The organism is Acinetobacter sp. UBA3025, from assembly GCF_002367915.1.
Lineage (GTDB): Bacteria > Pseudomonadota > Gammaproteobacteria > Pseudomonadales > Moraxellaceae > Acinetobacter.
This window is the reverse complement of record NZ_DFDO01000055.1, coordinates 1-11,606: the sequence shown is the minus strand read 5'-3', so window position 1 is coordinate 11,606 and position 11,606 is coordinate 1. Positions and strand designations below refer to the sequence as shown.

Annotated in this window: 11 protein-coding genes, 1 pseudogene and 1 riboswitch; of the genes and pseudogenes, 7 read left to right on the top strand and 5 right to left on the bottom strand. The window is 41.3% G+C overall.

Going from position 1 to position 11,606, the window contains the following annotated elements:
• Positions 1-71 precede the first annotated feature (71 nt).
• From B4J23_RS02255 to B4J23_RS02240, 4 genes and pseudogenes are all read left to right on the top strand, one after another.
• Positions 72-602, top strand: a pseudogene (locus B4J23_RS02255) (GNAT family N-acetyltransferase).
• A gap of 52 nt (positions 603-654) precedes the next feature.
• Entirely contained in the window at positions 655-1,089 is a 435-nt protein-coding gene (locus tag B4J23_RS02250; protein ID WP_291358647.1) for an Imm44 family immunity protein, read from the top strand.
• 160 nt (positions 1,090-1,249) lie between these two features.
• Positions 1,250-2,158: an AEC family transporter gene (locus B4J23_RS02245; protein ID WP_291358646.1), complete on the top strand. Its 909-nt coding sequence runs from the start codon at positions 1,250-1,252 to the stop codon at positions 2,156-2,158.
• Between the two features lie 292 nt (positions 2,159-2,450).
• A riboswitch (glycine riboswitch) is annotated at positions 2,451-2,538 on the top strand.
• Between the two features lie 134 nt (positions 2,539-2,672).
• A complete protein-coding gene (locus B4J23_RS02240) occupies positions 2,673-3,917 on the top strand; it encodes a D-amino acid dehydrogenase (protein WP_291358645.1) in 1,245 nt (414 codons plus the stop codon).
• Between the two features lie 195 nt (positions 3,918-4,112).
• On the opposite strand, the gene B4J23_RS02235 is transcribed toward B4J23_RS02240, so the two are convergent.
• Positions 4,113-4,766: an A1S_1983 family putative colistin resistance protein gene (locus tag B4J23_RS02235; RefSeq protein WP_166138190.1), complete on the bottom strand. Its 654-nt coding sequence runs from the start codon at positions 4,764-4,766 to the stop codon at positions 4,113-4,115.
• A 99-nt stretch (positions 4,767-4,865) separates the two neighbouring features.
• Here B4J23_RS02235 and ispF point away from each other — a divergent pair, with 99 nt between their 5' ends.
• Positions 4,866-5,354: a 2-C-methyl-D-erythritol 2,4-cyclodiphosphate synthase gene (gene ispF, locus B4J23_RS02230; RefSeq protein WP_034171374.1), complete on the top strand. Its 489-nt coding sequence runs from the start codon at positions 4,866-4,868 to the stop codon at positions 5,352-5,354.
• A gap of 2 nt (positions 5,355-5,356) precedes the next feature.
• Here ispF and B4J23_RS02225 read toward each other — a convergent pair whose 3' ends face one another.
• From B4J23_RS02225 to B4J23_RS02215, 3 genes are all read right to left on the bottom strand, one after another.
• Complete coding sequence (locus tag B4J23_RS02225) at positions 5,357-5,881, bottom strand: protein tyrosine phosphatase family protein (protein ID WP_291358644.1); 525 nt, start codon at positions 5,879-5,881, stop codon at positions 5,357-5,359.
• Between the two features lie 64 nt (positions 5,882-5,945).
• Entirely contained in the window at positions 5,946-7,037 is a 1,092-nt protein-coding gene (locus tag B4J23_RS02220; RefSeq protein WP_125278643.1) for a 3-deoxy-7-phosphoheptulonate synthase, read from the bottom strand.
• Positions 7,038-7,164: 127 nt separating this feature from the next.
• Positions 7,165-8,055: a sulfite exporter TauE/SafE family protein gene (locus B4J23_RS02215; RefSeq protein WP_291358643.1), complete on the bottom strand. Its 891-nt coding sequence runs from the start codon at positions 8,053-8,055 to the stop codon at positions 7,165-7,167.
• 409 nt (positions 8,056-8,464) lie between these two features.
• Here B4J23_RS02215 and lpxB point away from each other — a divergent pair, with 409 nt between their 5' ends.
• On the top strand, positions 8,465-9,637 hold the full coding sequence (gene lpxB / locus B4J23_RS02210) for a lipid-A-disaccharide synthase (protein WP_291358642.1): 1,173 nt from the start codon (positions 8,465-8,467) through the stop codon (positions 9,635-9,637).
• On the opposite strand, the gene B4J23_RS02205 is transcribed toward lpxB, so the two are convergent.
• A complete protein-coding gene (locus B4J23_RS02205) occupies positions 9,626-10,576 on the bottom strand; it encodes an AraC family transcriptional regulator (protein ID WP_291358641.1) in 951 nt (316 codons plus the stop codon). The two genes, lpxB and B4J23_RS02205, sit on opposite strands and share 12 nt — an antisense overlap.
• Positions 10,577-10,764: 188 nt before the next feature.
• On the opposite strand from B4J23_RS02205, the gene B4J23_RS02200 reads away from it, so the two are divergent.
• The coding region (locus tag B4J23_RS02200; protein ID WP_291358640.1) for an alkane 1-monooxygenase at positions 10,765-11,606 on the top strand (842 nt) is incomplete at its 3' end.

Here is an 11,606-nt window from a genome sequence, read left to right as displayed (position 1 = left end):
CTTATTTCAGGACGGGACAAAGCAAATGAAATTAAAGTCAGGCTTCGGTCTGGCTTTTTTATATTTATAAAATGAAAAATAACAATATTCGTTTAGCCCAAGCTACGGACATTCAAAGCATTGTTAAGTTGATCCATACAGCTTATCGATCTAATTTGGGCTGGACGCATGAACATGACATTTTTTTAGGTGATCGAATTAATGAGGCTCAGTTAAGTGAACTTTTAGCACGGCCTGATTTCGAACTTTATGTCTTGGAAAATAATGATCAACTGGTGGGTTGCATTGGTCTGACACACTTGCCAGATTGTTTTGAAATCGGCAGTTTTGCTATTGACTCAGTTGGGCAAAATTCAGGTTATGGTCGAATATTGTTAGATTTCGCTGAATAATACTCCAGAGAAAAAATACCTTTCAAAAAACTTAGAATGTCTGTTCTTAATGTTCGCATTGAATTAATCGCGTATTATGAGCGTCGTGGTTATCACCAAACCGGCAAAACAGAGAGTTACCCACTGGATGCAGATGTTGGACAGCCTTTAGTAGATTTAAATCTGGTGATTTTAGAAAAGAGTCTCGAAAAGATTTATGAAGTTATTTGAATCTATTTTTGATTCTAAGTGTGTTTAATAAGAATAATGACAGGATATATGAATGGAAGTATGGTTAAGTGCTGAATTAAGTAGGGAAGTGTTAACAGAAGATCATCTTGATCTCGAAAATAAAGCACGTAACGCAGTAGAAAATGCCTTAAATGCTCAACTACAAAATAAGTCGTATGATATTCCTATAGATAAATGGAAGTGCATTGAAATTATAATGGGAAATGATAGTTTTGATGAACGTATTTTTTATTCATTTAAACGTAGAAATATGGATTTCCGTTTAATGATTGATCCAACAACTTTTAAGGCAACAGATGATTTAGGCCGTGAGAGACTCATTTTTAGGATGCTCTTAAGAAGCCTGGATTTGTTAAAAGTTAAGTTTGAAAAAGTCCGTCCGAAGCTTGATGCAAAGGTTTATGAGGAGCTTGAAAGACTAAAAAATGATGCACTAAATGTTGCAAAAGATGAAAGTTGGATTTAAAGCATATTTTAATTAAAGCCAGCGAAAGTGTTTTTTATTTATTATCCATTGAATTTTCCACTATTTTTATCCTGAAACGAGCCGCTTGTTGTATCCTTGCTCATTGACAGGCAATTGAATTGGATGCGATTGCCGCAAAACCCATATCATGAGTTGTTCAATGTTTCAGACTATCTTCACTGTACTGTTTCCGCTTATTGGCCTGATTACTTTGGGCTATGTATTAAAACAAAGGAAATGGCTGGAAGATAGTTTCTGGCGTGGGGCTGAAAAACTCAATTATTTTGTCCTGTTTCCAGTCATGCTGTTTTTAAATCTGGCCGTAGCCAAGATTGAAATGGCAGTCATTAAAGATGTGGTTCTGGTGGTCTTTAGCCTTATGGCGGTGGTCAGTATTGCTCTATATGTACTGCGCAAGATTTATCAGATTGGCTATGCACGTTTTGGGGTCTATGTGCAGGCACTCCTGCGTTTTAATACCTATATCGGACTTGCAGCAGTGAATGCTTTATTTCATCAGCAGGGCATGACCATTTTCGCCGTAGTGATGGTGTTATGTATTCCACTGGTCAATATCTTATCTGTACTGGCCTTTACCCGTAGTTCAGATATGCAGATTTTCAAAATTCTGGTTGATCTGTTAAAGAACCCTTTTATTCTAGGTTCTCTTGTTGGAGGGTTATTTAATCTTTCAGGCTTATCACTCTGGGCTGGGTTTGAATTATTCTTAAAACAGATTGCCTTATGCAGTTTGCCGCTTGGCTTGATGTGTGTGGGGGCTGCCTTACAGTTCCAGGGCTTCCAGCGGGATATCTTCCCATTGGGTCTGGCGACTTTTGGGCGTTTATTAGGAATGCCGCTTGCTGCTTTCTTTGTCTGCCAATTATTTGATATTGATCCTTTAACCACCCAGGTACTGGTGTTGTTTTTTGCTTTACCTACTGCTTCAGCTTCCTATGTACTGACGCGTGTCTATGGCGGAGATAGCCAGTTCATGGCCAGTATTATCAGTATGCAAACAGTAGTCGCGGCAGGATCTCTCATGCTGATTCTTTCCTGGTTAATTTAATTTTAGGATCTGAGAGTCGATCATAGATTGAGAGTTTTCTGGTAAATCAATCCTGTAAATAGCCTAAGCAAATATTAACTTTATTGCTTTTCTTAAATGCCTTGCATTGGAGCATGACGTAGGAAAATGAGGCAAAAAACCAAATTAAAATCTTAAAATTCATTTGAAATAGATAGGGTTATTTTTTCTAAATTTATTGAAAGTAGCGTTACCACTTAAATCACGTGAATTAACATAAATAAAAAACTGTAGTCCCCGATAAGATGGTATATAAATTGCTCAGGATAATAAAAATATTATTGCAGGAGAGAAATGCTACTGCATTCGCCGAAGGAGCAAGGTCCCAGGAAACTCTCAGGCAAAAGGACTGCAATAATATATTAAACTCTGGAGAGAAGTGTTGAATCACTCACCGAAGGGGGAAGGTTGCTGCATACAGTTATGATGCAGTCACCGAAGCTCTCAGGTACACATGACAGATGGGAAAGACATCACATATTAAGGAGAGGTGTCTATGCGTCATGTTATTGTGGTGGGGGCAGGCATTACCGGTGTAACAACAGCTTATGAGCTCGCTTTACTCGGTTATCAGGTCACGGTGGTCGACCGTCATCTTTATCCCGCGATGGAAACATCCTTTGCCAATGGCGGACAACTTTCTGCCTGTAATGCAGAAGTCTGGAATCAAAAAGCCACTGTATTGAAAGGCATCAAATGGATGTCACAGAAAACCGCGCCACTATTGCTTAATCCTTCTTTTAGTCTGCATAAATATGGCTGGCTGATGGAATTTCTAGGTCATATTAAAAATTATGAAGCCAATACCCGGGAAACGGTAAGACTCGCGCTACTGGCCAGAAAACGCCTGTTTGAAATTGCCGAAATTGAGCAGATTGATTTTGATCTGGAAAAGCGCGGAATTCTACATTTCTACCATAATAAAGCTGATTATGATGTCGCAATTAAGGTCAATGATCTCCTATGTAGTGGTGGTCTAGAACGTAATGCAATTACAAATGAAGAAATCAAGCAGATTGAACCTGCATTAACTGGAGATTACTACGCCGGGTTTTATTGCCAAAGTGATGCGACTGGAGATATTCATAAATTCAGTACCGGACTGGCAAATGCCTGTATGAAAAAAGGGGTGAAATTCGAATTTGGTCAGGATGTATTTGCAGTCGATCACCAGGCACAGCAGATTACGGTTAAATGCCGACCAAGCCCTGAAAATGTGCGTGCCGATGCTGAAGATGTGCTCGAGATTCAGGCAGATGCCATTGTAGTATGTGCTGGTGTCAGCAGTTATCAGTTGGCAGATCTGTTGGGTGAGCGAGTGAATGTCTACCCGGTGAAAGGCTATTCAATTACCGTACAGCTGAATGATGAGCAAAGTCAGCAAAATGCTCCTTGGGTCAGTCTGCTAGATGAGAGCGCCAAGATCGTCTTGTCACGTTTAGGTAAAGACCGCTTACGTGTTGCAGGAACCGCGGAATTTAATGGTTATAATCGGGATATTCGTGTTGACCGAATTCAGCCTTTAATTGACTGGACACAACGCAATTTCGATCTGTGTACTGAACATGTGGTGCCGTGGGCAGGCCTGCGTCCCATGATGCCGAACATGATGCCAGTGGTGCGCCGTGGTAGACAGGAACGTGTCTTTTACAACACCGGTCATGGACACTTGGGCTGGACATTATCAGCGGCAACCGCAGCGATGATTAGCCAAGAAATAGCTCAGCATTACCCGGCCTAAGTGAATAGCCCGCTTACGGGCTATTTTAAAAGATCAAAAATAATTGTTTATTTATTAAGCTCCTCCTACCTGAGGAAGAAGGTTAGGGGGAAGGGAATCTTTATAAAAACTTCTCCTATAAGGAGAGGGAATTCCTAGTTTAAATTTTTAAATATATATTTAGGATATTGATAGATAAAAATAAAAGTCGGCTGTTTAATCATATAAACGATAAATACCACTAAAGCGCTCGCAGCCTTTTTGCTCAGTACTGACCGTCAAGATTGCCTTGCTATAGTTAAAGTTATATTTGCAGTCATGCTCATTATCCGTAATCTGGCTTTTAGTTTCGGTCGTGGTATAAGCTAGAAAAGGAATGGTCTGGGTTTCTGCACGATTATTCGGATTGCGGTAAGCAATTCCTTCAATTTTGATGCGGTCTTTCGTCAGCTGATGAATCTTGAGATGAATTGGCTGTTTGGCCATTTGGCCCTGTTCAAACTTGAGATAGTGCTGAGTTAGGCTCTGATTCAAGGAAATATAAATATTGAGGTCATCCAGACGCTGGTCAAATTGCTGTTTAAAGCAGTCCAGCGTCTTACATTGCTGTAAGCGTGTACTCCATAGCTGCTGAGTATCTTGTAATAAGCGAACAGGCGCATCTGTAATCAGAAAAGCGGTAAAATATTGATCTGTCAGTTTTTCACGCGGTTCATCAAGAGAGGCTGAGCAGATCTTTTTCATGGCTGCGTTATTGTTATGATGACTGTTACAGTCCAGCGATTCAGCATGAATGCTGCTAGCAAAAAGGCCTGTCCCGAGTAAAAGTCCCATTATTTTCATCATATTTATATCAGTTTTCAGTAGCATGATCGCTTATACTTTCACTGTGTTACGCTAGGTCTAACTATAGCGAAATAGAAACGTCGTGTACAAGATTTCAATCAGTTATTTCTAAAGGATATAAAAGTGATTGCACAAATTCGTATTGGTCAGGGACTGGATGTACATGCATTTGAAGAAGGTGATTTTGTCACTCTGGCAGGTATTCAGATTCCACATACGCATGGCTTGAAAGCACACTCTGATGGTGATGTGGTTTTACATGCACTTTGTGATGCTTTGCTAGGTGCCTTGGCGCTAGGCGATATTGGCCAGCATTTTCCAGATACCGATCCGCAGTTTAAAGGTGCAGACAGCAAGGTTTTATTAAAGCATGTCTATCAGCTAATTTTGGATCGTGGTTATCGCCTAAATAATGCTGACATCACTGTAGCTTGTGAACGTCCAAAGCTGGCTAAACATAACCTGGAAATGCGTCAGAGCATTGCCGATGTACTGGATGTGGATGTGACTCAAATCAGTATTAAAGCCACAACCACTGAAAAATTAGGATTTACTGGTCGTCAGGAAGGTATTCTGTCTATGGCAACTGTTCTGATCAGTCATTACAAATAACATCAACCGAAGTTATTAGGATGAATCAGGGATAATTCCAATTCCTGTGTTGCTTTACGGCCTTGCAGCTGTAGGGCAACCGCATGAATTAAACCGGTCCAGGTTTCATTCGGTTCCCAGAGCTGATGCAGATATTCCTGTGCAGTCGGCATGTCCATATCCATATAGTATTGTCGATATAAATACATCAGGCAGCTGACATGATAATTCTGCGTACAATGTACCCAGACCATTTGTTCTTTGACCAGATGATCAATCAGATCCAGTACCAGCAGGCATTGGCTATCCGAAGGGGTTTCCCAGGAGATCGGCAACTGGATATAGTTCAGGCCAAGATCAAGACAAATTTTATCTTCATGTAACAGATGATGATCGCTATCTGTTAATGCCACATTGATTACGGTGGATACGCCGTATTCTTTAATCAACCTCAGTTGTTCAGTTGTCGGCTGACCAGAGCTGAACAGATGGTCATGGATGACCTGAAAATTTTCAATTTGACTTAATGCAGTTTCAATTTCATTCATCAGATAAAATTTTCCTTGTTCAGAAATGAAAACGCCATCTTGTCGATGGCGTTTGTCAGTTCGTTTAACGATTAGGTAAAACGTCCTTCAATGCCTCATGCATGTCAAGCAACACTTTTTCTGTGGTCTCCCAATCGATACAGCCATCAGTCACTGATTTTCCATATTCCAGATCACAAAGATTGGCAGGAATATCCTGACGGCCACCTTTCAGGTGACTTTCTACCATAATACCAACAATTGACTTGTTTCCATCAAGAATTTGTTCAGTAATATTTTTTAAGACAAGCGGTTGTAAGTACGGGTCTTTATTTGAGTTTGCGTGGCTTGCATCAATCATGATCTTGCCGCTGACTTTGGCTTTCGCAAGCGCTGCCTCAGCATCTGCAACTGAACCTGCATCGTAGTTAGGTTTGCCATTACCGCCACGTAGAACCACGTGTGCATATGGATTCCCTGAAGTACGAATCACCGCAACCTGACCTTGGTCATTTAGACCCAGGAAGCTGTGACCATGTTTAACAGATTGCATTGCATTGGTCGCAACAGTTAAGCCGCCGTCTGTACCATTTTTGAAGCCGACTGGTGAAGACAGGCCAGAAGACATTTCACGGTGAGTTTGGCTCTCGGTAGTACGTGCACCGATCGCTGACCATGAAATTAAATCCTGATAGTACTGTGGAGAGTTTGGATCCAGTGCTTCTGTCGCACATGGCAGGCCAAGTTCATTCAGCTCCAGTAACAGTTTACGACCGATACGCAGACCTTTCTCAATATTGAAAGAGTCATTCATATCAGGGTCATTGATCAGACCTTTCCAGCCTACAGTTGTACGCGGTTTTTCAAAATAAACACGCATTACGATATACAGGCTATCTTTTACTTTTTCGCTTAAAGCTTTTAAACGTTCAGCATATTCATGCGCAGCCGCTGGATCATGAATTGAACATGGACCAATCACTACAAAAATACGCTTATCCTTGCCATCCAGGATATTACGAATCGTTTCACGACCATGCAGTACGGTTTGATAAGCAGTTTCAGTCAAAGGTAACTCTGCTTTCAACTGAGCAGGTGTTACCAAAGGAATCATGCTTTGGATATTCACGTCATCAATATCTGATGCTGAAATAGGTTTTGACTGTAGTGTATTCATTGCCGTCACTGGTTTGATCATACAAAAGGTTGTTTAATAGCCTGAATATAACATGAATGATGCGTCACTTTGTTATAAAAAAGATGAATACTTCTTTGAAAAAAAAGTGATGAATCCATGATTTAGTTTAAACAGTAGCTGTTTTTTCTACTGCTGTTACCAATTCAGGTTGGGCGGGTTGTGCCGGTTTTGACTTGACTGGATTCACAATGAAATTCACGCCAAGACAGAACAGGGTAATCCCAAGAATTTTACGGATAATTTTCTCTGGCATACGTGAACTGATCAACGTACCAATTACAATCGCTGGAATCGAACCGCAAAGTAACCAGCCTAATAAAGTAAAGTCTACATTACCTGCACTCATATGGCCCAGACCTGCGACTAAAGTTAGAAGTACGGCATGTACTACATCCGAACCGATAATGCGGATCATGGGTAAATTCGGAAACATGAGGATCAAGGCCATAATACCGAAAGCACCGGCACCGACAGATGACAGGGTCACAAACACGCCCAGTACAATCCCCATGATCACGATCAATACACGTTTATTGCCAGATTTAAAATCAACTTTATCCAGATCCTGAGTCATGTCAGGCAGTTCTTGTTTGCGGTATTTATTAAAGAACTTTTCAATGGAATTGCGGAATACAATAGATGCACCGGTAAGGGTCAGCATAAAGCCCAATACCATAGTCAGCGTTGCTTTATAATGTGTCGATTGACTGAGATAATTCTCAAGGACCCAATGGGTTGCAAATGAGGCAGGGATACTACCAATTGCCAGCCAGATGACAATAGGCCAGACAATATTCATTTTTTTGGCATGAACCAATGAACCACAGAATTTAGAAATTGCGGCATAAAGAAGGTCTGTACCAATTGCGATATGTGGTTCAACCCGAAGCAGTGTAATCAAGATTGGAGTCATCAACGAACCGCCACCAACACCGGTAATCCCAACACAGAAACCTACCAATACACCTGCTAAAATAAATTCAATCGGACCAAACATGCATATATGCCAAAATCAAAAAACGAGCATATCTTATGACTTTTAAATATAAGTCGTTGTCTTGATTATTGATTTGCTTATTCTAAAAAGAGATAAAGACCATAAAATTTAAAGTAATTCATCCTGATTTATATTTTAATTTGAATTATCTAGCACACCTTTCTATTGCTAAGCCTGAAAATTGATAAAGATTCTGCAAAAATGCCCTTTTATTTATTTGTTTAAAGATCAGCCGCTTTAAATTTATTTTAATTTTTAAGCTGGGCTAAGGCGCGCGCATTTTATAGATTCCAGTAGTTTTATTATTTGAGGTAGCCACAATTTGTGAGTTCAACACTTAGCCATGCTCAAATCACGTTTTATGATAGAATCTGAACGGAATTAATTTGTCTCATTTGAGGGAATACACTTGCAGAATCGCAAACTTAAAATCGGAATCGTGGTGGGAGAAGTATCTGGAGATACGCTTGGTGCGAAGCTCATCCGTAGTTTTCGAGAGCAGGGTATTGATGCAGAGTTTGAAGGGATCGGCGGACCACAAATGCTGGCGGAAGGCTTCAAGAGCTACTATCCAATGGATATTCTCTCAGTCATGGGCATTGTTGAAGTCCTGAAAGATATTAAAAAACTGTTTGCAGTTCGTGATGGTCTGGTCGAGACCTGGACGAAAGATCCAGTCGATGTGTTTATCGGTATTGATGCGCCTGATTTTAATTTGCGACTTTCCAAAAGCCTGAAGCAAAAACAGTTACCGATTAAGACCGTGCAATATGTCAGTCCTTCAGTCTGGGCATGGCGTCAGGGCCGGGTACATGGTATCAAGGCCTGTATTGATCTGGTGCTGTGCCTATTTCCATTTGAAAAAGCATTTTTCAAGAAATGGGATGTTCCGGCTGCCTTTGTCGGTCATCCATTGGCAAGCCAGTTACCCCTCAACAATGATCTGGCTGAAGCACAGGCAGAACTGGGTTTAGATCCTGCACAAAAATATATTGCATTGCTGCCGGGGAGCCGCCGTGGTGAAATTGAACGCTTAGGGCCATTGGTACTGGATGCAGCCAAAATTCTGCATCAGAAATATCCGGATTATACGTTTCTGATTCCTGCCATTAATGAGATGCGCAAACAGCAGATTGAAAACTTGCTGGCACAATATCCGGACAGTTTAAAAGCGCATATCCGCCTGATGGAAAATACCAGTAGCGAGTCAAAAATTGGCCGTCAGGTGATGAATGCGTCCAATATCATTGCGCTGGCTTCAGGTACTGCAACATTGGAAGCCATGCTATTGCATCGTCCGATGGTGACCTTTTATAAATTGCACTGGCTGACTTACCAGATTGCCAAATTAATGGTCAAAATTCCTTATTTCTCATTGCCAAATATTATTGCTGGCAAAAAAGTCATTCAGGAATTAATTCAGTCTGAAGCAACGCCTGAAAATCTGGCTGCTGAAATTGAAAAATTGATGGATATTGAAGCAGCTCAAATTCAAGTGATGCAGCATCTCACCATGCATAAGCAGCTGCTTTCCGGCAACAGTGAAGATCCTGTCAAAGCGGTACTAGACTTAGTCCAATAAAGGCGTCTTGTTTTTCTGACAGGCAATACGATATTGAGTCGGGGTGTGTTCAAACTGTTTTTTAAAGCTCTGACTAAACGCCGTTTCCGAGGAATAGCCCACCAGATAGGCGATCTGCTGAATGCTAAATCCGCTATTTCTGAGATATTGTGCTGCCAGTCGAAGTCGATGCTGTTGTAAATAAGCCAATGGCGGCTCACCAACAATCTGGGTAAAAAGCTGGGCAAATTTGGAACGCGACATATGGCATTGTTCAGCCAGACTTTCTACGGTCCAAGGCTGTTCTGGTTTTCCATGAATCGCTGCTAAGGCATTGGACAGTTCAGGATGAGAAAGGGCATTCAGCCAGCTCGAAGCATTTTCCAGATTCAAAATATAATCTCGTACGCATTCAATCAGTAAAATACTGACCAGATGATCTAGAATCTTGTCCCGTCCCGGACGAAGTTGCTGGGTTTCCAATGCAAGAAATTGCAAACCGACTTGTAACCATTCTGGTGCTGTATCTCCAAGAATATGCTGGATGTGCAGATATTTAGGTAAAGCACTCAATAGAGGTTTCGCCATCTGGATATCCAGATTGGAACGAATCGCCAGGATAAAACTGCGTTCTGCTGAATGGGTGATATTGAGATCCACACATTGCTGTGCATGAGTCTGAAAATAAGAGTTGATCGAATGATGTTCAGAAAAATCCGCATTACCGGGACTAGAAATCCGATGGGCAGAACCAGCAGGCAATAACACCAGATCGCCTTGTTGCAGCTCAAGCAGATCGCCATCTTTGAATATTAATTGCGCTTGACCCTGTAATAATACATAAGCCAGCATGGAAGGTTCATACTGATAATCAAACCCGCCTGGATGAAACACATTGAGGTAGAGATATTCGGATTTTTCCAGATGAATATCATCAAAAATTTTACTTAAAGCATCCATGCCTGACTCTATTCTTTTGTTTTAATTCATTTAATTAAATTTAAATAGCCCAGTCTTGTGATTTAAGGCCAAGATTTGGCCTAATGCGCCAAAGACGCTGACATAGTTTTTCTGGACGTTCAATACTGTTCGCTAATGCTGAAATATTCAACTATATGTGCAGAGTAACATAAAAAAGGAGGGTCGCAATGAATGCCCCTGCACAAATTAGCAAAGCTCAGTTCACGCAGGATGCGTCAGCGCTGAAAGGTGTCCAACTGGATAAAAAACGTTTTGGCTGGCTGCTGAGTCCCGGTTTGCCTGTGATCGGTATGGGAATTCTGGCTGGCTATCATTTTGGCCCCAAAGCCACTAAAAAAGTCTTTGCGATGGGTGGGCCTTTATTATTACATGTGATTATCCCAACATTAGATGCTTTAATTGGTGATGATGCCAATAATCCAAATGATGAGCAGATTCAGGCATTGGTCAAAGATCCTTATTATGATCGGATCGTGAAGATGTTTATCCCATTGCAAATGGCTGCCAATGCTTTTGCAGGCTATGTCGTATCCCGCCCAAATGTTTCTCTGGTCGATCAGGTTCTACTTGGCGTATCTATGGGGGCGATCAATGGAATCGGCGTGAATACTGCGCACGAGCTGAGCCATCGTTCTCAGAAAAAAGATCACTACTGGTCACATGCCAGTCTGATGCCACTGGCTTATAACCATTTCCGGATTGAGCATCCTTATGGACATCATAAACGAGTGGCGACGCCAGAAGACCCGGCATCTTCGAAAATGGGGGAATCCTTCTACCGTTTCTGGCCACGTACTGTATTGGGTGGCTTGAAATCAGCAATTCAGATTGAAAAAAGACGCTTGGAACGTAAAGGCTTAAAATTCTTTAGTCTGGAAAATGAGCTGTTTCATGGCTGGGCCATGAGTGCGGGCTATCATGCCTTGATGCTGAAAACGTATGGCAAGAAAATTATTCCTTATACACTGACCCAAGCCTTTTATGGTATCAGTCTGTTTGAAATCGTAAA

What these genes read in the sequence shown, in the direction of transcription:
- B4J23_RS02205 (WP_291358641.1), bottom strand. Translation starts at nt 10,576, where the DNA reads ATGGATGCTTTAAGTAAAATTTTTGATGATATTCATCTGGAAAAATCC.
- B4J23_RS02245 (WP_291358646.1), top strand. Translation starts at nt 1,250, where the DNA reads ATGTTTCAGACTATCTTCACTGTACTGTTTCCGCTTATTGGCCTGATT.
- B4J23_RS02240 (WP_291358645.1), top strand. Translation starts at nt 2,673, where the DNA reads ATGCGTCATGTTATTGTGGTGGGGGCAGGCATTACCGGTGTAACAACA.
- B4J23_RS02225 (WP_291358644.1), bottom strand. Translation starts at nt 5,881, where the DNA reads ATGAATGAAATTGAAACTGCATTAAGTCAAATTGAAAATTTTCAGGTC.
- B4J23_RS02220 (WP_125278643.1), bottom strand. Translation starts at nt 7,037, where the DNA reads ATGAATACACTACAGTCAAAACCTATTTCAGCATCAGATATTGATGAC.
- B4J23_RS02250 (WP_291358647.1), top strand. Translation starts at nt 655, where the DNA reads ATGGAAGTATGGTTAAGTGCTGAATTAAGTAGGGAAGTGTTAACAGAA.
- B4J23_RS02235 (WP_166138190.1), bottom strand. Translation starts at nt 4,766, where the DNA reads ATGCTACTGAAAACTGATATAAATATGATGAAAATAATGGGACTTTTA.
- B4J23_RS02215 (WP_291358643.1), bottom strand. Translation starts at nt 8,055, where the DNA reads ATGTTTGGTCCGATTGAATTTATTTTAGCAGGTGTATTGGTAGGTTTC.